Annotated in this window: 20 protein-coding genes and 1 pseudogene; 16 read left to right on the top strand and 5 right to left on the bottom strand. The window is 68.1% G+C overall.

Going from position 1 to position 19,342, the window contains the following annotated elements; all coding sequences use genetic code 11:
* Positions 1-452 precede the first annotated feature (452 nt).
* Both IE271_RS37675 and IE271_RS44175 read right to left on the bottom strand, forming a co-directional pair.
* A protein-coding gene (locus IE271_RS37675; RefSeq protein ID WP_373308905.1) for an IS3 family transposase occupies positions 453-1,678 on the bottom strand; the annotation gives its coding sequence in 2 pieces (ribosomal slippage) (positions 453-1,351 and positions 1,351-1,678; 1,227 coding nt in all).
* A 591-nt stretch (positions 1,679-2,269) separates the two neighbouring features.
* Positions 2,270-2,389, bottom strand: a pseudogene (locus IE271_RS44175) (MerR family DNA-binding transcriptional regulator); the annotation flags it as partial.
* Positions 2,390-2,796: 407 nt separating this feature from the next.
* Here IE271_RS44175 and IE271_RS37665 point away from each other — a divergent pair.
* The 3 genes from IE271_RS37665 to IE271_RS37655 all read left to right on the top strand — a co-directional run bounded on the left by IE271_RS37665 (position 2,797) and on the right by IE271_RS37655 (position 5,780).
* Complete coding sequence (locus IE271_RS37665) at positions 2,797-3,537, top strand: hypothetical protein (RefSeq protein ID WP_229919868.1); 741 nt, start codon at positions 2,797-2,799, stop codon at positions 3,535-3,537.
* A gap of 124 nt (positions 3,538-3,661) precedes the next feature.
* Positions 3,662-4,123 carry a hypothetical protein gene (locus IE271_RS37660; protein WP_190194975.1) on the top strand — a complete coding sequence of 154 codons (462 nt, stop codon included), beginning with the start codon at positions 3,662-3,664 and terminating at the stop codon, positions 4,121-4,123.
* Between the two features lie 280 nt (positions 4,124-4,403).
* The gene (locus IE271_RS37655) at positions 4,404-5,780 is read left to right on the top strand and encodes an IS1380 family transposase (RefSeq protein WP_190194974.1); all 1,377 of its coding nucleotides are present in this window, start codon (positions 4,404-4,406) and stop codon (positions 5,778-5,780) included.
* 161 nt (positions 5,781-5,941) lie between these two features.
* Here IE271_RS37655 and IE271_RS37650 read toward each other — a convergent pair whose 3' ends face one another.
* Positions 5,942-6,424, bottom strand: a complete 483-nt coding sequence (locus IE271_RS37650) for an SRPBCC family protein (RefSeq protein WP_190194973.1) — start codon at positions 6,422-6,424, stop codon at positions 5,942-5,944.
* 101 nt (positions 6,425-6,525) lie between these two features.
* Here IE271_RS37650 and IE271_RS37645 point away from each other — a divergent pair, with 101 nt between their 5' ends.
* The 3 genes from IE271_RS37645 to IE271_RS43505 all read left to right on the top strand — a co-directional run bounded on the left by IE271_RS37645 (position 6,526) and on the right by IE271_RS43505 (position 7,814).
* Positions 6,526-7,239: a TetR family transcriptional regulator gene (locus IE271_RS37645; protein ID WP_229919867.1), complete on the top strand. Its 714-nt coding sequence runs from the start codon at positions 6,526-6,528 to the stop codon at positions 7,237-7,239.
* A gap of 76 nt (positions 7,240-7,315) precedes the next feature.
* Entirely contained in the window at positions 7,316-7,486 is a 171-nt protein-coding gene (locus tag IE271_RS37640; RefSeq protein ID WP_190194972.1) for a hypothetical protein, read from the top strand.
* Positions 7,487-7,685: 199 nt separating this feature from the next.
* A complete protein-coding gene (locus tag IE271_RS43505) occupies positions 7,686-7,814 on the top strand; it encodes a hypothetical protein (RefSeq protein WP_268256271.1) in 129 nt (42 codons plus the stop codon).
* A 620-nt stretch (positions 7,815-8,434) separates the two neighbouring features.
* On the opposite strand, the gene IE271_RS37635 is transcribed toward IE271_RS43505, so the two are convergent.
* Positions 8,435-9,433, bottom strand: a complete 999-nt coding sequence (locus IE271_RS37635) for an STM4015 family protein (RefSeq protein ID WP_190194971.1) — start codon at positions 9,431-9,433, stop codon at positions 8,435-8,437.
* Between the two features lie 206 nt (positions 9,434-9,639).
* Here IE271_RS37635 and IE271_RS43500 point away from each other — a divergent pair, with 206 nt between their 5' ends.
* From IE271_RS43500 to IE271_RS37610, 7 genes are all read left to right on the top strand, one after another.
* A complete protein-coding gene (locus IE271_RS43500) occupies positions 9,640-9,771 on the top strand; it encodes a hypothetical protein (RefSeq protein ID WP_268256270.1) in 132 nt (43 codons plus the stop codon).
* Between the two features lie 115 nt (positions 9,772-9,886).
* On the top strand, positions 9,887-10,687 hold the full coding sequence (locus IE271_RS37630; protein WP_190194970.1) for an alpha/beta fold hydrolase: 801 nt from the start codon (positions 9,887-9,889) through the stop codon (positions 10,685-10,687).
* A 163-nt stretch (positions 10,688-10,850) separates the two neighbouring features.
* Positions 10,851-11,717, top strand: a complete 867-nt coding sequence (locus tag IE271_RS44460) for a transposase (RefSeq protein ID WP_229919869.1) — start codon at positions 10,851-10,853, stop codon at positions 11,715-11,717.
* Between the two features lie 117 nt (positions 11,718-11,834).
* The gene (locus IE271_RS37620) at positions 11,835-12,413 is read left to right on the top strand and encodes a TetR/AcrR family transcriptional regulator (RefSeq protein ID WP_190194969.1); all 579 of its coding nucleotides are present in this window, start codon (positions 11,835-11,837) and stop codon (positions 12,411-12,413) included.
* 111 nt (positions 12,414-12,524) lie between these two features.
* Positions 12,525-12,980 (top strand): hypothetical protein, encoded by a 456-nt coding sequence (locus IE271_RS42845; RefSeq protein WP_229919866.1) that lies wholly within the window; start codon positions 12,525-12,527, stop codon positions 12,978-12,980.
* Positions 12,977-13,801 carry a hypothetical protein gene (locus IE271_RS42840; protein ID WP_229919865.1) on the top strand — a complete coding sequence of 275 codons (825 nt, stop codon included), beginning with the start codon at positions 12,977-12,979 and terminating at the stop codon, positions 13,799-13,801. The genes IE271_RS42845 and IE271_RS42840 overlap by 4 nt, the downstream gene beginning before the upstream one ends.
* A 36-nt stretch (positions 13,802-13,837) precedes the next feature.
* Positions 13,838-14,719, top strand: a complete 882-nt coding sequence (locus IE271_RS37610; RefSeq protein WP_190194968.1) for an alpha/beta fold hydrolase — start codon at positions 13,838-13,840, stop codon at positions 14,717-14,719.
* Positions 14,720-15,117: 398 nt separating this feature from the next.
* On the opposite strand, the gene IE271_RS37605 is transcribed toward IE271_RS37610, so the two are convergent.
* Complete coding sequence (locus IE271_RS37605; RefSeq protein WP_268256272.1) at positions 15,118-16,083, bottom strand: aldo/keto reductase; 966 nt, start codon at positions 16,081-16,083, stop codon at positions 15,118-15,120.
* Positions 16,084-16,845: 762 nt separating this feature from the next.
* On the opposite strand from IE271_RS37605, the gene IE271_RS37600 reads away from it, so the two are divergent.
* The 3 genes from IE271_RS37600 (at position 16,846) to IE271_RS37590 (ending at position 19,216) form a co-directional block, all read left to right on the top strand.
* On the top strand, positions 16,846-17,988 hold the full coding sequence (locus tag IE271_RS37600; protein ID WP_190194967.1) for an acyl-CoA dehydrogenase family protein: 1,143 nt from the start codon (positions 16,846-16,848) through the stop codon (positions 17,986-17,988).
* 96 nt (positions 17,989-18,084) lie between these two features.
* The gene (locus IE271_RS37595; RefSeq protein ID WP_229919863.1) at positions 18,085-18,678 is read left to right on the top strand and encodes a helix-turn-helix domain-containing protein; all 594 of its coding nucleotides are present in this window, start codon (positions 18,085-18,087) and stop codon (positions 18,676-18,678) included.
* Positions 18,560-19,216, top strand: a complete 657-nt coding sequence (locus tag IE271_RS37590) for an IS630 family transposase (protein ID WP_229919862.1) — start codon at positions 18,560-18,562, stop codon at positions 19,214-19,216. Before IE271_RS37595 ends, IE271_RS37590 begins: the two co-directional genes overlap by 119 nt.
* Positions 19,217-19,342 lie beyond the last annotated feature (126 nt).

The raw sequence follows: 19,342 nt of genomic DNA, 5'->3' as shown, positions 1-19,342 counted from the left end.
GCCGTTCGTGGCTGGCTGACGCCCTGGGCCATGCTGCAACGCTACTGGCGCGCCTGGACAGTGAAGCCCCCGCCCACCGAACTCCAGAACCTCATCGCCGCCGTCACCACTGGCAGACCTCTTGACCTCTACTGCCCGGATTAACAAACCACCGCTAGCTCAAACGCCCTCTCACGTCATCGGTGGTCGGGCAGGGAGGTTGCCAGTGATCGTGTCAGCCACACACGGGCTTTTGCCATGTTGAACGACTGTCCGTCGGTGACTGTGTCGACCAATCGCCAATAGCGTTGCAGCCGGTCGTCGAAGTCGGAGGAGTGGGAGAGGAGGTTGTGCAGGTGTCGGCGGAAAGCGGGGGTGTCTTCTTCTCCGCGGGCGCGTGCATGCGCGGCCACGAAGGCGTCTAAGGCCTCTCCCGGGCCTTGTCCCCGAAGAGTGGACACCTGTTCGTGTCGTTATGCGGCAAGTGTCAGGGTAGCTGACTGCTGTTCGTAGACGATCGGTGTCTGCTGCCCGTTCGCCGAGTGCCGGCGGCGGGTGTTGTAGCGGGTGGTCCAGCGGAAGACCGCCAGGCGGCAGGCGCGGGCCCCGTCGAAGCGGCGGGCGCCACGGAGTGTCTCGCGTTTGAGGGCGGCGTTGAACGACTCGGCGAGGGCATTGTCCGCGCTCGTGCCGACCGCGCCCATGGACTGCTGCACCCCCAACTCGGCGCAGAGAGCGGCGAATTCGCGGGAGGTGTACTGGGCTCCGTGATCGCTGTGGAACACGGCTCCGGCCAGGCTGCCGCGGGTCGCGGCGGCTGCCCTGAGCGCGTCGGTGACCAGCGAGGTGCGCATGTGGTCGGCGATCGACCAGCCCACCAAGCGGCGCGAGAAGCAGTCGATCACTGTCGCCAGATACAGGAACTCGCCGTCGCCCACCGGCAGGTAGGTGATGTCGCCGACGTACTTGGTGTTCGGCGCACTCGCGGTGAAGTCGCGCCCCAGCAGGTCCGGCACCGGTGTGGCGGACGGTTCGGGCACGGTGGTGACCTGGCGCTTGCGCAGCCGCAGCCCGGCGATGGCGAACTTCCGCATGACCCGTCCGACGCGCTTGTGGTTCACGCGCTCGCCCTGGTCGCGCAGCTCGGCGGTGATGCGAGGACGACCGTAGGTGCCGTCCCACTCGGCATGCACGGCCCTGATCCGCTCGGCAAGCACCGCGTCCGCCCGCTCACGCGCGGCGCGGGCCGCGCGGCCGGCCCGCCACTTGTAGAAGCTGGAGCGGGCGACCTCCAGCACAGCACACAACCGCTTCACGCCCCAGGCGCGGTGGTGGTCCTCGATGAACTGGCAGCGGTTCACCAGGTCATCTCTTGTGCGAAAAACTTCGTCGCCTTGCGCAGGATGTCCCGTTCGGTGGCCAGTTTCTGGTTCTCCTTGCGCACGGTCTTCAGTTCCGCGCGCAGGGCCGCGATCTCGGCCTCCAGTTCCTGCCTCGTGGCCTCGCTCACCGGGACTTCCTTCGTGTTCGTGGTGCCGCTCTCACCGCGGCGGACGCGCTCGGCCCGCACCCAGTTGCGCAGCGTCTCCCGGCTGATTCCCAGGTCCTTGCCGATGCCCTCGAAGGTGTGGCTCGGGTCCGACAGGTACAGCGCGACGGCGTCCGCCTTGAACTCGGGCGAGTAGACCTTCATCACCATAAGAGATCCCTCCTCCCCGCCCCCTGGCGGGGCCGGGCTCAGAGGTGTCCACCACTCGGGGACAGGGCCCCCCTGTCCGGGCGGCAGTCCGTGCAGGAGGGATACGATGGTCAGTTCTGCTGCGTGGTCGACTTGCGCGTAGAAGGACGGTGCATCCCGCATTTCCAACTTGTGGTCCTGCGTCCAGCGGGTAAAGCCTGGGGCGGCGATCAGCAAGTGCAGTTCGGCGTATGCCAGTGCTGATGTCGCTGAGGGGTTGTCTGGAGGGCTGGGGGAGAGCAGGGCGACCATCCGGTCGCGCCAGCGTTTGGGCATGTCCGCAGGCAAGGAGTGTGCCCAGTGATGCGTCAGAGCCTGCCGGGCTTCGGGGAGTTTATGCACACGCGAGAGGATCTGCAGACGGTTCAGGCGGACATCGGGCGGACAGTCATCCAGGGCCTGCAGCGTGGCCTGGCGCCAGCGCAACTGTGACAGCCGCTCCTGGGTGGCAAGCAGTTCGCCCGTCATCAGATCGCCCAAGGAACGCTCGCCGGTCACAACCTCGGTGATAGCGGCGATGGGTATCTCCAGTGACCGTAACTGCCTAATCAGCCGCAGGCGATTGAGGGCCTGCGGGCCGTAGCGTCGGTGGCCGCCGGTGCTGCGTTCGGCAACAGGCAGCAGTCCGCTGTCGGAGTAGTAACGGATCGTCTTGACGGATAAACCAGCCATTTCGGCGAGTTCGCCGATGCTCCATGTGTTCTGCATCACAACCTCTTGAATCTCCAGCGCACAGGAGTTCCTAACGTACGAGGGACCGATAAACGGGAGATCAGCGAGGAACCGACGGGCCTGCTCGATTCCTCGCCATGAGAGAACCAGGGCACCGCGACCGGTACCGGAGACAGACCACCATCAGCAAGTAACAGGCCCCCTACGGCTGAGAAGGCGGATCCATGAGACGTGTGCTCATATCGTTGTGTGGGACGGCGGTGGCCGGCGCGGCCGTCATGGCCGGATGCGCCGACCATGGAAGTGGTGTCCCTGTCCGGCAGGTTCCGCAAAACAGGCCCCAAGCGCTGACCTGGCAGCAGGAACTGCGGATCGCCGACGCACAGCAACGACTGACCAAGCAGTGCATGAACCGCAAAGGTTTCAGCTACTGGGAAGACCGCACGCTGACGCTGCAGGAGAGCCGCCCGGTGCGCTACGTCCAGGACGACGTGGCGTGGGCCCGCACCTATGGGTACGGCGGCCGGATCGACGCGAAGGGAGCACGCCTGCACGAGCACAACCCCAACACCACGTACCGTCGGAGTCTCTCCCCCTCCAGACGCACCGCCTTCGACACCGCCCTCGACGGCGGCGACAACGCCCGGATGCTCACCGCGTCCCTGCCGAACGGCAAGGAGATCCAAAAGATCATCGGAGGCTGTACGGAGGAGGCCGAGCGCACCCTCTACGGCGACCCGGCCGTGTGGTTCCGCACCAGCAAGACCGCCACAGGACTCAACCTCCTGTACGGCGCAAAGCTCATGACGGACCGGGAACTCACCGCGGCAACAAAGGCATGGTCCCGGTGCATGAAGCAAGCGGGACAGCACTACAAAGACCCCCAGGCGGCCCGTGACGCCATCCGGGCCCGCACCAGCCAGCTGGGTGCGGCCCGCGCCGACGAGGCGTTCACCGTCGAGCGGAAGACAGCCGTCGCGGATGCCACCTGCGCCCGCAAGACCTCCCTGAGAGCCATAACCGCGGCCCGGGAGACGCACTACGTCAACCGCCTGCGCGACCGGTTCGGCAAGGACATCGACACCTACCGCCAAATCGGCCAGCAGGCCTACGACCGGGCGGTGCGCATCGTCGCAGAGCGCGACTGACCACCTCGCGCTCCCCGGACGATCCCCACCCACCGGCGCCGGCCCATCGGACCGCTCGTCCGACCGCATACCGGCACCGACGCACCACCACTCACGCACCACCAACCCGACGAGAGGAAACACCATGCGTAAATTCATCACCATGGCGGCACTCCTGGGGCTCACCGCTCTGGGTGCCGCCGTCCCCACCACGGCCGCGCAAGCCTCCGAGAGCACCGTTACCGGCCCTGGCTGCGAAAGCGCCTGGGGTCCGCGCAACGGCTACATGTACGCCTGGGATCACCTGGACTGCCATGACCCTCTGCTGATCGCCGCGTCCGGGGACAGCGCCGACTGGGGGAGCGCGCGCAACAGGGCCGCGTCGGTCATGAACCGCGGTTACGTCGGCGGTAGGGACCACGTCAAGTTCTACGAGTACATCTACTACGGGGGCGGGCACGCCTGCCTCGCACCGGGTGAGCTGTACGCCGATGACCTGAACAACGACCGGTTCACCGGTGATCCCAACGGTGATGCCCTAGTGGTTGACAACATCGAATCGCACCGATGGGTGACCAGGAGTGAGTGCGGGACCCTCCTGACCTGACCCGTCCAGCCGCGTGGGTGGCCCGGGGCGTCCCGGGCCGCCCACACCTGCTCGAGAGCATTCCTGAGCACTGAGCTGCTTCGACCCGGCTGATTCAAAGGACGAGGCGACGTGAGAGGGCGTTTGATCTAGGCGTATTGCCCTGTATGCCTTACTAGCCTCGCGCTTTCATGAAACGGACTGTCCGACGGGTGGGCAGGTAAGCGAAAAGTGCCTCTGACCAGCAAGAATGAGGATTGCCAAGGTCCTCGTTCCTGCCACGGTCGGAGGCACTTCTCAGGTGAAGAAGCGTATCGGGTCCTACCCACGCGTCCGCATCGAGGGCGGTGGCCGTGGGGTGGTGTCCCAGGCCGGGGCCGTACTGCTGGTCGAGACGGTCCGCAAGACCGGGCTGGACCAGGCGATGTCGGCGGCGCTTGCGCCATGGCGACGGCCGCGGGCGGTGCACGATCCAGGCAAGATCCTCCTGGACGTGGCCCTCGCGGTCGCGCTGGGCGGGGACTGCCTCGCGGATGTCGGGACGCTGCGGGTCGAGCCCGGCGTGTTCGGGCCGGTGGCCTCCGACCCCACGGTCTCCCGGCTCGTCGACGCCCTCGCCGCAGCCGGGCCGAAGGCCCTGTCCGCGATCAGGACCGCTCGGGCCGGCGTGCGCGAGCACGTGTGGAAGCTGGCCGGCACTGCGGCGCCGGATGCCGCGGGACAGGTGATCGTGGACCTGGACGGTGTGCTCGTGCTGGCTCACTCCGAGAAGCAGGACGCCACCGCGACCTGGAAGAAGACCTTCGGACACCATCCTCTGATGGCCTTCGTCGACCACGGAAGCGCCGGGAGCGGTGAGCCGGTGGCCGGCCTGCTCAGGCCGGGCAACGCGGGCAGCAACACCGCCGCCGACCACATCACCACGGCTCGACTCGCTTTGGCGCAACTGCCGAAGAAGTACCGGCGTGGACGCCGGACGCTGATCCGTACCGACTCCGGCGGCGGCACCCACGAGTTCGTGGCCTGGCTCGCCCAGCGCGGCCGGTGGCTGTCGTACTCGGTCGGCATGACCGTCACCGAGCAGATCCACCAGGCCGTCCTCAAGGTTCCCGTCACGGCCTGGACGGCAGCGATCGAGCCCGGCGGCGAGATCCGCGACGGCGCCTGGGTCGCCGAACTTTCCGGCGACTGTCTGAAGGGCTGGCCCAAGGGAATGCGGCTGATCGTCCGCAAGGAACGGCCCCACCCGGGCGCCCAGTTGCGGATCACCGACGCCGACGGACTGCGGCTGACCTGCTTCGCCACCAATACCACCGTCATGCCGATCGCGGCACTGGAGCTACGACACCGCCAGCGGGCGCGGGCCGAGGACCGCATCCGGGCCGCGCGGGCCGCCGGCCTGCGCAACCTGCCCCTGCACGACACCGCGCAGAACCGGATCTGGCTGGAGATCGTCCAGCTCGCCCTGGACCTGCTGGCCTGGATGCCGATGCTCGCTCTGACCGGCGAAATCCGCAGGTGGGAGCCCCGCCGTCTCCGTTTCCGCCTTCTCTGCGCCGCCGCCCAGATCGTCACGACCGCCCGCCGCCGATATCTGCGGTTCGCCCGCCACTGGCCCTGGACCGGCGTGATCACCGACGCCCTGGCACGGCTCGAAGCTCTCCCGAACCCCGGCTGAGCAGCACGTCCCCGTCCCTGCGAGCAGCATTACCCCGACCGGAGCCGTGGAACCCGGCGCCCACCCGACGCGACAGCCGGGCCATCAGCCTGGCTGCCACCAACCTGAGCAGCCGAAACGGCCCGCCGAAAGAACCGACGGACCGTCACGAAAGATCGAGGCTAGTCCCGCTTGGGGCGCAAGGTGCTGTCCGGGTGCAGGGTGCCGTTGTCGTCGAGGTCGTCCAGCACGGCGGGCAGGCCCTTGGTGAGCATCTTGGTGCGGACGGTGCCGAGGATTTTGGCCATGAAGAATCCTCCGGCGCCGGTGAAGCCGGTGTGGTGGTAGGTGAAACGGGTCCCGCCGCCGTGCGGTGCGAGTTGGTAGGCGACCTCCGTTACCTCGCCGCCGCCCTCGTCCTGCCAGGAGTAGCGCAGCAGCGAGGGCTCACGTGCCTCCAGCACCTCGCACAGCACCACGCCGCTCCATCCCGGCTTCGGCTTCGCGATGAACTTGAACGTGGTGCCGGCCGTGGCCGTGAAGCCCTCCGGGCGTGCGCCGGCGCCGGTGGCCGTCCAGAGCGGGATCAGCTCTGGATCGGTCACGGCGCGCCAGACCTTCTGCGGCGGGTGAGGGTAGTCGCGGACGATGTGGATGGTGCTCATGGGGGGCTCCTCGGGCATGGACGTCAAGCGCAGCACATATTTACAGTCAATAAAAATTTATAGCAACAGTAATTTTATGGAGGCTGGACTACGCTGCATCCATGAGCATGCGCACTGTGGACTGGACGGCCTTGCGTCGCCGCGACGCGGAACCCGCCGCTGAGGGACTACGGGAGCGCAAGAAGCGGCTATTGCGGCGGCAGCTGTCGGACACGGCCACCGAGATGTTCATGGAACGGGGCTTTGACGCCGTGCGTGTCTCCGAGATCGCCGAAGCCTGCGGGGTGTCGGAGAAGACCGTGTTCAACTACTTCCCCACCAAGGAGTCCCTCGTCCTGGACCTGGGCGAGGTCACGTTGGGCTCCCTGCGGACCACGCTGGCCGATCCGGATCTGTCGCCGGTCGAGGCCGTGCTGAAGATCTTGTCCGGCGAGCTGGCGGGCATCACATCCTGGCTGACCGAACAGGACGACCTGGCCCAGGCAAAGAACATGCTTCTGCGCTTCGGCATGCTGATCGGATCCACCCCGTCCCTGCGGGCCTATCAGCGCGACATGGTTGATCAGCAGGTCGCCGTAGCCGCCGAAGTCCTGGCTCAGCGCAATAAGATGAGCCCGGACGACCCTGAACCACAGATCGCCGCAACCGCCCTGCTCGCCCTGTGGCCCATCCAGTTCCAGGCGCTACGCAGGCACCTGAACCGCGTCCAGACCCCCGAGCAGTTGCACGACATGGTGAGCGCCGACGTCCAACGTGCAGCCCGCCTCATCGACACGGGACTGACCTCGCTCGCCCCCGCCCGGCCCAGCAAGTGAAGCGGAGGCGGGACCCGCTACGGCTCACTCCAGCCGAGCTGGACGGGAACCTTCGTGGAACGGGCACTGCGTACTGGTGCTGCCCGACTCCGAGCGGTTCGTGGACGCAACGGTGGAGCAGTTCACCGAGGTCCGTGACATTGGCATGGGTCCGATGGTCGGCAGAGTGGCGTTGTCGACCGACGGCGCCGGCTCGCTGATGCAGCCGGGGGACAGGTGGTGCTCCAGCGCGGGGACCTGGTGCTGACCTACACGGTCACCGGACCGGAGGCGCTGACCTCCATCACGGAGCACCCCGAGGTGGCGGTCCACACCGATGGGTACCGGCGCACCGGAGTGAATGTTGCGTCCTTCACTCTTGTCGCCCTGCGCGGTAAAGAGGTGCGCGGGCGAGCCATGCAGGCCCCCTATTCCGAGGCTGCGCGCTCTGCTGCGGGCGGTCGGAGATGCCCCGTGAGACGGACGAGGTCGGCGACGTGCGATTCTGCCTGCCTGATCAGGACGGCGGGGAGCGATGGCTGCGGCTGGACGAGATCCCGTTGCCGCCCACCACCCCGGCCGCCTGGCCGCGCTGACCGGGGTCCGGTAGCGGTGGCCGGTTTTTCCCCTCGCTCGCTTGACGTACGGCACAGCGATACCGGTCTTCCCCGTGGCCAGCAGGCACGGGGCGCGCGTCCGTACGTCGAAGGCCCAGGCAGAGGAGAGGTCCGGGCCGTCGACGTGAAATCGCTTCGCAGTGTACGGCGGCTACAGGGCGGCCGGGCGATGGTCGGAACTCCTCGTCCTCCGGATCCGTGACCACATCGAGCCCGGAGTCGTAGTGCACCGCCGCGCGGACGTAGCCGCCCTCGTCCGATCAAGGGCGCTCAGCGGCCGCACGGTCGGCTGCGAGTTTATGGGGCCGGCGTGTACTGCACGGTCTGCTGCCCTTCGAGTACCGCCTTTGAGGAACGCAGCAGTAGCTGGGCGCGCCGCCCATTGAGGCCCTGTACGGCATCGGTGCGCGGCCGGCCGCTGTGCTGCGGGACTACATCGTGCACTGCGGTGAGCCTGTGCGCCGCGATCCCGGCGGAGACCTGCAGCATCCGGTGGGCGGCCGCCCGAGCCGGCTGGTGATCGGCGGGCGTGCCCGGACTGGCCGGAACGCCAGGGCGGCGCCGGACGGATCCGGTCAGTAGCGCGCCCGGCAGGATGGTCAGTAAGTGAGCGGGCCCACACTGATGCTGGGCACCGGCACGCCGTTCTCGTCCTCGTCCGCCTCGGCGTCGGACGGGTCGAGGTCGACTTCGACGCCGGCCGGTTCGAGCGCGTCCCGGACGCGCTGTCTCATCGGCTCGCTCAGGTAGTTGTGGTGCAGGTCGAGCTTCCTGAGATGGGTCAGCGGCTGCCCGCTGAGCAGCGCCTCGGCGCCGGTATCGGTCAGTGTGCCGAGCGACAGGTCGAGCACGTCGAGGCCGGCGACGATGGGCGCGGCCCCCACGGCCGTCGCGACCTCGTCTTGCATCTCGCTGTTACGCAGGGCGAGACTCCGCAGCCGCGGCAGCCGGTTTCCGGACAGGATCCCCGCGAGGTCGGCGATCTCGCCGTCGCCCCCGTCCTCGTACGCCCCCAGCCACAGTTCGAGATGCTCCAGTGCGGGCAGCTCGCTCTCGCCCACCCCGCGCAGGACGTGGCCGCGCAGCCCCGCGCTCTCGACGACGAGCCTGCGTAGCGCGTCGTGACGTATACGGGGGAACCTCAGCGGGTGCAGCCCTTCCATGTCGAAGGACTCGCCGGCCCGGACCGAGAACTCCTCCAGGGCCGGATAGCTCGCGAGCAGCGGCGTGACGTCGGTCTGGCCGATCCGGGAGATCCGGCACTCCTCGTCGGTGATGTCGCCGAAATAGAGGGATCGCAGCCCGGTCAGCCGGTCCCGCGCGCCCAGGAACGCCTCCATGACCTCGTCGGGTTCGGTGTCCTCCGGGTCTCCCCAGATGCCGATGATCAGCGCGCGGATGCGCGCGCTGTCCACGGCCGCGCACAGCCGCTCGAAGGTGTCCGTCCACCGCTCGCCGGAAGTCCCTCGCTCGTATCCGATCCGCCAGGCCACGGCGTCGGCCTCGGGCAGCACGACGCCGGCCGCGTCCCGCTCCTCGGGGAACGTGAAGGCGGGGAGCCCGTAGAGCTCGGTGAGGTGATCGTCCTTGGTTCGCATGTGCCTGCCTGCTCCCGCCGTACGAGGTGTCCGGCGCGTCCAGCGCCCTTGATCTGCACGGCAGTTCTACCAGCCGCAAGTGACAACGCCGAGGCCCACCCTTCCGGGGCGCCGGTCGCCCCTGGGGCTCTACGGTGTCGGCTTCGAGCCGCGCGTGCAGGCACGCGAGCAGGACGCCCACCGGCGCCAGCGGCAAGGATCGCGGCATGCGGGTGCGGCTGCTGAACCAGAGCTGTCAGCCTGTCACCGTCACCAGCACGGTCGGGCTTGTGCTCGTCTGGAAGGAGTCTGACCCGAAAGACGGTCTCCTCGGCGACCTCGCCTACCAGGCCGCCTGACGAGGGGACCACACCACCGCGGCCAACCTCTTCAACCACGCCCTGGCTTCTTGTAAACGACCATGCCTGCTCCTCACCACACTTGATCTAGTTCTCGACGGACTGGGGAAGTGCGGTGAGCAGCAGCCTGTCGATGAGTGAGGTTGAGCCGGTCCGTGGACACGGACTGAAAGGCCGCTCACCGCAGGCTCGTCTGCGTCAGCCGTTCGACCCGGCCGCCTGTGCCACCGAGCCTTCGCCGGTTGCCGGCGTCACCGCCTCCTCCGCAGCCGAGACACTGATCGGACAGCTACGCCGGATCGGCAACGGACGACCGTGTGTGCTGGTGGCGCACAGCGTGGCAGGTGTCGTGGCCACCGTCGCCGCGGAGCAGGCACCCGACCTCATCAGCGAGGTCGTCTACCTGTCGGCGTTCGCTCCGGTCAGCGGCAGTCCCGCGGCCCACTACATCACGGAGCCCGAGAACGCCGGAGAGATGTTGACCGGTCTCCTCGTCGCCGATCCCGCCCAGGACGGAGCGTTTCGGCAGGACACCGGCGACGACGAACGGTACCCCTCCCTCCAAGAGGTGTTCTACGGCGACGTCGACGACGCTACGGCGGCCGCCGCGATATCGCTGCTCACTCCGGATGGGCCGACGGGCATGGCCGGGGAGCCCGTCACCGTGACCCCGCAGCGGTACGGGACGATCCCGCACACGTACCTGGTCTGCCTGCAGGACAAGGTGGTTCCGGTGGCCCTGCAGCGCCGCTTCACGGCCGAGATCGACGCGGTGTCGGCTCGTCCGACCACCGTGGTGGAGCTCGATGCGTCGCACTCACCGTTCCTGTCCCGGCCGGACGAGCTGGCCGAGGTGATCGCATCGGTGTACCGGGCCCAGCGGCCTGAGGAACACCAAGCTCAGGTCGCGCGCTGAGCTTGGTGTTCAACCTCGGCCGTTCACCTGACCCGCTGATGTTGGGCTGTTCGCGGGACAGCAGGGCAGCCGTTTCTTCACGCTTCGAGGTGTCGAGCAACGTCACGTGAAGGAACGGCAGCTGGTGAAGAGTCTCACCGCTGAACAGTCCGCTGACGCCGCGTTGGGTGTCCTGTCCCACTTTCGTGTCCAGTTCTACGACTGCCTCTATACGCGGGCGGATGCGCTCCTCGAGCTCACCGACGCGGTGCTGTGCGCGGACGGACCGGTGACGTCTCTGGTCGAGTTGACGCTCACGGCTGAGCACCGGCGCGGGCACGGGGCGATGTACGACGCGGTCAACCACGGCTGGCTGGAGCCGCGCCGACTGCGCAGACTGCTGGCCACCACGCCGCTGCCGCGTGCCGCCGACGGGCGGATCGTCCTCGCGGTGGACGTGAGTAACTGGCTGCGTCCCGACGCCCCCACCAGCCCTGGCCTGCTGTTCTGCCACGTCTGTGCGCTCACTGACCTGAGCCAGGCCGAGCGCCGCCGCCTCCTCGCGGCCCAGAGCCTTCAGCTCGCCGAGCTGGTCGTCCATCCCGTCGCGGTATGCCTGGTGGAGGGTGCCGCGCTTGCCGTGGCACACGTCCCGGCCAGCTTGTGGCGGGACTCCTGCCACCCGCGGCGGCGACGTGCGCGGCGTGATCATCACACGGACAGGGGCAGCGAGTACTGCTCGCTGCGGTTCAAGCGGGCCTGCCGCAAGCTCGGTGTTGCAGCCCATGGGCAGAGTCGGATCTTGCTTCGACAACGCCTGAGCGAGGCGTTCAACAGCGTCCTCAAAGTCGAGTACGTACACCGCCACACCTTCGCCACCCGTAATGAGGCCCGTATCGAGATCACCACCTGGATCACCGACTTCTACAACGCCAGGCGACTACAGAGCGTGTGCGGGTTCAAGAGCCAGATCGACTACGAACGTGACTACCGAGCCACCCTCGCCGAGGGACTGGCCGCATGGATCGTTTCCACGCTGCGAGGGGATTGACACCGCCGAGGACGCCGACGACGAGTAGCCGTGAGGCTGGCCTGCAGGTCAGCGAATGGCCAGGCGGCCACAGGCTCTTTTCTTGAGCGCACGATCCAGATAGGTTACGGTGGGGTCATGGCAAGGACCCGGGAGTTCGACACTGAGGCGGCGGTGAGCCGCGCGATGGAGCTGTTCTGGACGCGCGGCTACGAGGCCACCTCGGTGCGCGATCTGACCGGGCACCTGGGGATCGGGCAGGGGTCCTTGTATGCCGCGTTCGGCGACAAGGGCGGCCTGTACCGGGCGGCGCTGGAGCACTACCGCACCACCCTCGCGGCGGCCGCCCTGCGCAGTCTGGAGGAGGGGGCGGACGCCCGGTCGGCGATCCGCGCGATGCTGGTCGAGCGGGTCCGGATCGCCGTGGAGGACAACGGCCGGGGCTGCCTGGTGGTCAATGCCGCCTGTGAGCGCCTGCCGGAGGATGCAGCGACCCGGCGCACCGTTCGGGACATGCAGGACGCCAGCCGGGACGCGCTCGCCGAGGTGCTGCGGGTCGCGGCGGAGCGGGGGGAGATCGCGAAGCGGCACGACCCGTACACCCTCGCCGCTTTCCTCGTCACCTTCCTCAACGGACTGCTGGTCTCCGCGAAGATCACGCCGGACGTCCGCGCCCTCGAACCCCTTGTGGAGGTCGCGCTGGCTGCCCTCGACTGACTTTTTCATGCCCTGAATCTGTATCAGTCGATCCAGAAAAGTCGCCGGTACCCGCTCGGACACGGGATCCGGCGCCCCCGCCCCGCTTCAATCGAAGACCTCGGAGGACCCATGCCCCCCGCCCCCATCCCGAGTACACCCGCTCTCGGCGGAAGCCGCTGGAACACCTTCCCCGCGGCCGGCACCACCCTGACCGCCCGCGAGTTCTTCACCGCCACCGAGCCGCTGCTACAGGGCATCATCGACGACAACGCCCTCACCAGCGCCGACAGCGCGGTGCTGGAGGGCCAGATCCGCGCGGCACTCGCCCTCGGCACCCGGGAGACCTCCCTCCCGCTGTCCCTCGGCCCGGACAGTGCCTCGGCAGCGCGCGAACTGGATGCGCAGGCCGAGACGATCGGCCAGGAGCTTGCCTCCTGGTCGACCAAGGCGCTCTGGAGAGGCTGCTCACCGCTCCGGTACCGCTCCCCGCCGGCCCGCTGGTCGTCCGCAGCCACTGCTACGGCCACCTGCTTATCCCTCCCGCAGCCGATCTGCTCCGCGGACGTCACGGTGGACCGGTCATGATGCAGCTCTACAACGAGTGGCTCCACCAGATGGTCCTGCTGCGCGACGCCCTGCTGCCCTTCACCAACTGGCAGGACGTCCCGCTCCTGATCACCCCGACCGGACTACGGCACACCGAACCGGCCCGCGACGCGTTCCTCACCGAACTCCTGGTCCGCCAGATCCGGCACACCAGCATCGCGGCCTTCGCCCGCAACGTCGTCACCGGCGCCTCCGGCCCGGTCGGCTACGGCTTCGAGGCCAGCGGCGGCACCGCCCTGCCCGCCGTCCTCGACCAGCCATCCCTGACCGCACCCCGGCACCTGCTGACCTGGCGCCCCGACCCGGCCGTCGGTGAAGCCGCCACGTATGTCCCCGAAGTACAGGACTACTACGCCGCACCCCGCACCCTCGTCGAGGACCTGCCGCCCGCCACACCACATCCGGCCCGCTCTCCGCCCGTACCGTCACCGCGCCGGTCGCCGACGGGACCCGCACCGCCCGCATCGAGGTCACCCACGACGGCACCACCGCCCACGTCGACCTCGGCCAAGCCCTGTGCGGCCACCGCTTCCCTCAGCGTGAGAACCCCGCCGCAGGCGACGCATCCGGCACCGCCGCCTGGTCCGCGCTGCGCGCCGGGACTGGTGTGGACGCAGAGCAGCGACGTCACCCTGGACGCCACCGGCCAGGACGACCTCGTCGTACTGGCCCTGCTCGGCCGGCTCTACCCGGAGAACGTCACCCTGCGCCCCGTCGGCCGTTCCGCTGCCCGGACAACCGCGGACGGCACCGGACCGAGCCGCCTGGTGACCCTCGTCGACCCCGCGCAAGCCCACTGACACCCGCATCGCGACGTACACCAAGAAGGTTGAAACATGATGTTCGACCATGACGGATCGCCCGTCCGCACGGGCCGAGCCGCCGTGAACGGAACGAGTCTGCACTACCGCACAGCCGGGTCCGGCCCCGCGGTGGTGCTCCTACACGGCGTGCCCAAGACCAGCTACCACTGGCGCCACCTCGTCCCGAAGCTGACGCCCAACTACACCGTCGTGGTCCCGGACCTTCGCGGTCTCGGGGACTCCGCCCGCCCGTCGGACGGCTACGACTCCGCGACGATGAGCGACGACATTGCAGAGCTGATGAACCACCTCGGACACGAGACATACGCCGTGGCGGGCGAGGACTGGGGAGCGGTGATCGGCTACCAACTCGCCGCCCGCCACCGCGACCACGTCACCGCTCTCGTGTTCGCCGAGGCCCTCTTCCCCGGATTCGGCTTCGAGGACCACACGGCACTCACCCCCGAGAACATCTCCAGCGGCATGCACCTGTGGCACCTGGGCTTCTACTTCCAGCCGGACATACCCGAGATGCTGATCGCCGGACACGAGCGCGAGCTGATCACCTACATGATCAAGTACGAGCGCAGCCGGCCCGACAGCGCCACCCCCGACGCGGTCGACGAATACGTGCGCTGCTACTCCATGCCCGGCGGAATCCGCGCGATGCTCTCCATCTACCGGGCCATGCTCGTCGACGCCGAACAGAACCGGCAGACCGCACAGAAGAAACTGGACATCCCGGTCCTGGCCCTCGGCGGATCCGCGTTCATCGGCGACCGCAACGAGTCCCAGATGCGGCTCATGGCCCACGACGTCACCGGACACACCTTCGACGCCGGACACGACCTCGCAGAGGAAGTACCCGACGAGATGGCCGACGTCCTCCTGCCGTTCCTGGCCACGCACCAGTAACCGCACCCGGCCGCCGAGGTCGGCGACCTGAAGCGGCCCGGCACGGCGAGGGCCTCGTGCCTGAAACGAACGATCTGGTTCCGCACAGCCACGAGGCCCCTTCGACCCCACCAGCGCCGGCCCGCGTCACATCACCCTGACGCCCCCACCCGCGAAATCTCTTGTCAATTGACCAAACTCAGAATCAGTCTGTTGACGTCAGCTACTTCGGTGCCCACGGGCACGTTCCGCTGCGCGTGCCCTGCTGTTGGCCGTGATGGGGGCATCCTGCTCACCGCGCTGGCGGGCAGCGCGAGGATCATGCAGTTGCGCGCGACCGCCCGCAAGCACCGCTGGTCCCACCGCAGGGCTGTAAAGCCGGGGTCAAGGACTCATCGAAGGCCCGGCGGTAGCCCGGACTACCGGGAGCCCGCCACAGGGCGCGACTTGTAGAAGAACTCCTGCAGGTAGGCGGCCTCATCTTCGTCGAGTTCGACGTCCACCGCGGCGACCGCGTCGGCCAGTTGGGCCGGCTTGGTGACCCCGACGACGGGCGAGGTCACCGCCGGGTTGCGCATGACCCAGGCCAGGGCGACCTGGGCCGGCGGCAGACCCCGTTTGCCCGCGACCTCGTGGACGCGCTCGGCCACTGCCTGGTCCTCGTCGCGGTGGAGGATTTTGCCGCCCGCGTCGGTCTCGGCACGCGCCGCGGCGGTGTCCCGGGCCCGCGTCAGCCTGCCCCGCGCCAGCGGGCTCCACGGGATCACGCCGATACCCTGGTCGGCGCAGAGCGGGAGGATCTCCCGCTCTGCTTCCCGGTGGATGAGGTTGTAGTGGTCCTGCATAGACACGAACCGGGTCCAGCCGTTCAGGTCAGCCAGATACAGGGCCTTGGCGAACTGCCAGGCGCACATGGAAGAGGCTCCGATGTAGCGGACCTTCCCGGACTTGACCGCTTCGTGCAGCGCCTCGAAGGTTTCCTCGATCGGGGTGTCGTAGTCCCAGCGGTGGATCCGGTACAGGTCGATGTAGCCGGTCCCCAACCGCTTCAGGGAGGCGTCGAGCTCGGCGGAGATCGCCTTGCGGGACAGCCCGGCGCCGTTCGGACCGGGGCGCATCCGCATCCAGACCTTGGTGGAGAGAACGACCTCCTCGCGCCGGGTGAAGTCCTTGACCGCCTGGCCGACGATCTCCTCGCGGCTTTCGGCGCTGTACCCGTTGGCCGTGTCGAGGAAGTTGACGCCGTACTCGAGGGCCTGCTTGATGATGTCCCGGCTGGCGTCCGCGCCCAGCGACCAGGGCTTGCCGCCCCGGCCCGGCTCGCCAAAGCTCATACAGCCCAGGGTGATGGCGGAGACTTCCAGTCCGGTCGTTCCGAGTTTGATGTATCACATGCCTCCGAACCTAGGAATCGAAGTGCGCTCTATCGCAAATTCGGAGGCGTGGAGCATGCGCGCTCTGTCAGGTTTCAACCGTTTCGGCCAGACGTATCAGAGAACCCAGTGGTATCGAGTAACAAACTGTCAATTCCCAGCCGAGCGCGTGGGGCACTACTCAGCCCCCGACGGCAAACCTCCCTCGCGGGTCCGTCGCCACCACCGATCATCGCTCGATCACTAAGAGATTCCGCTGGTCCTGGCGACGGTATCGCAGCGCTCGCGACGGCGCCCCTACCCGCGGGATCTCTTAGCGCTCGGGTTCGGGAGTGCGGGACATGAGCCGGCTGGCCGGAGCGGACGAGTTCGAGCCCGTCCGCCGAACGCAGTGACACCACCGGACTGCCGGGCGGCCCGTTCAGCCTGCATCAGCTACGGCACTCCGCGGTCACGCACGCCGCCGAGGACGGCTCGAACACCGTCGCCTTGCTGGCCCTGTCCGGACACACCTCGGTCACCTCGCTGGCCAGACACTCTCGGGTCTCCCCCCAGGCCCTGGCCCACGGGCAGCAATCACGGCACCCGGCCGCACGCCGCCACCGATCAGAGGGTGTGGCGGCAGGGTTCGGCGGAGACGCTGTAGACATTGCCGCCGCCGGGCGCACGGAAGCCGCGCAGCACGTACTGCTCGGTGGGCAGGCCGGCCGCTCGCGCGCTGGCAGCCAGCGCTACCTGAGGAATAGAGGTAGATCATGGAACGTTGCCTGGCGCATGACGACTAAAAGTATCGACGGCGCGTCCGTCCCGTTGCTCGATGCCGCTCGTACGGCGGCGAAGCAAGCAGCGGTCGAAGCCGCAGCGACCGAGCGAGACCGGCGGATCACCGGCGTGAGTGCCGCCGCTGCTCGGGCTGCGGGAGCGTTCGCCTTGGGCGTCCGCCGATCCGATGGAGGGATCGAGGCCGACCTCAGCATGAGGGTCCGGTTCCTGGCTGAACTCGGACGGGGCTGCCCGTCGACGGCCTGGGTCGCGGCCACGAACCTCGAAGCGAAGCGGGTGTTGCAGATCGGCACGTCAGACGAGGCATACGCGGATGCGTTTCGCGATGTCGATAGCGTAGCGTGCGCGTCTGCTCGGCCGGGGACGGCCGTCCGTGAGCCCGGCGGGCTGCGCATCTCCGGCCGATGGTCGTACGCTTCGGGATGTGAACTTGCCGAATGGGCGATACTTTCCGTGCAACTGCCCGGGGAAGGTGACCGCCCGCCGCAGCCAACTGCGGTGTTAGCCCGCACCCGGGATCTGACCATCGACCGAGACTGGCACATGGCGGGACTGTGCGGCACCGGAAGCCACACTCTCGTCGGCGACGACGTGTGGATCCCCGATTCTCATCTGCTCGACCTGCCCCGGATCGCCGCCGCGGCATCCAACATCGCGATCGCGGTCGGGCTGTTCGCTCCCCTGTGGGGTGCCGCGCGCGGCGCCCTCGACATCGTGGTCAATGTCCTTGCCAAGCGGACGTCGCCGAACCCCGCCCACCCCACTCTGGCCGACTCTCCCGGTGCCCGGAGGAACCTCGCCGTCGCCGCGCACAAGATCAACACCGCTGAGCGGCGCATGCTCGGGATCGCCGCTGCAGTCGACGCCACGCAACCCGGCGAGATGCTTGCGGCCGAAGAGCGTGCGCGGCTCCGAATGGATCTGATCGCCGCTGTGCGGGAATGTCGTAGCGCACTGGAGGACTTGCTGGACCTGCACGGATCCACCGGCCTGGACAACTCCAACCCACTGCAGCGGTACTGGCGGGACTTCGCAGTGGGGTCGCGGCACGTCCAGTTCACCTCCCACGTCGTCGAAGAGGATTACGGCGTGCTTCTGCTCGGGATCAACGAAGCACCCTCCGGGATGCTCTGAGGACTTGCCGGACACGAGGACGCTTATAGTGCTGCGTTCCTCTTTGGCGGAGTACTACGAGGGCAGGGGAAGAGCCTGGATCGGTGTGGGGGTGTCATGCCGAAGATGTTGTCGGCCTGTCCGGCCAGGGACGCGGCCGAGGAGAAGCGGATCCGGAAGTTGGCCGGTGCCCGGCACGCGCCGGCGGACTGGATCCTGCGATCGAAGATCATCGCTTTGAGCTGGGACGGATTGCGCGTTCCAGCGATCGCGGACCGGCTGAGGTGTCGGGAGAAGACGGTCCGCAAGTGGCTGCGCCGGTTCAACGCCGAAGGCGTCGACGGGCTCGGTGACCGGCCCGGATGCGGGCGCAAGCGCCGTATCACCGAAGCCGGGCGCTCTCGCATCATCGAGCTGGTCCGCGGTGATCCGCCCGGGCGGCTGGTGCGTGAGCCGTGGGGGGACCTGGCGGCCGAGGACGAAACGGCACCGGGTGAGTGGACCCTGGACACCCTGACCGCCGCCGCCCGGCGCCAGGGCATCGATGTCCACCGTTCCCAGGTGCGTCGCATCCTGCAGGCTGAGGGGTGCGGTGGCGTCGTACCCGGTCCTGGACCGGCAGCCGCGATTCGGACTTCGCCCCCAAAGGACGACCGTCATCGGCCTCTGCACAGACCCGCCGCCCGACACGAGGGTGATCTGCGCCGATGAACTGGGCCCGGTCATCCCACGCACGTTCCCACCCGCGCCGGGCTGGTCGCCGGACGGGCATCGCATCAAGGCCGTGCTCGATTACGCCCGAGGGCCGGAGAAGACCTGGGTCTACGGAGCCCTGCGGCCCACGGACGGGCAGGCCCTCACCATGACGGCACCGTCGCGCAGCAGCACCCACTACCAGGCATTCCTGCAGCGACTTGAAAAGGCCAACCCGGCCGGCACCCTCATGGTGGTGACCGACAACCTGTCCAGCCACCACAGCAAGTCAACCCGCGAATGGCCGGCGGACCACCCCCGCATTCAGCACCCCTTCATCCCGGTCGGCGCCTGCTGGCTCAACCTGCAGGAAGGCTGGTGGCGCCTGTTCCGCAAGGCTGCTCTGGCGGGCCAGTCCTTCGCCACCCCAGACGAGATCGACCGGGCCACTCACATCGCCACCACCCAGCTCAACACCTCTGCCCGTTCCTGGGTATGGGGTCGACCCGCGCCACCGACCCGCACCATGAGACGCCGCTTCGAGTACCGCCTTTGAGGAACGCAGCATGGTGAGTGGCATGGCGCCTTAGAACTCCTAACAAAGGGCGAGGTTTTTCAGTCGGCGCCAGCAGATGATGCTGCAGGCCAGGCTGAGGAACGCTTCGTGGATGTCGTCGCGTAT

It is taken from the genome of Streptomyces minutiscleroticus (genome assembly GCF_014650875.1).
GTDB lineage: Bacteria > Actinomycetota > Actinomycetes > Streptomycetales > Streptomycetaceae > Streptomyces > Streptomyces minutiscleroticus.
The sequence above is the reverse complement of the archived record's forward strand: the minus strand, read 5'-3'. Positions and strand labels throughout refer to the sequence as shown.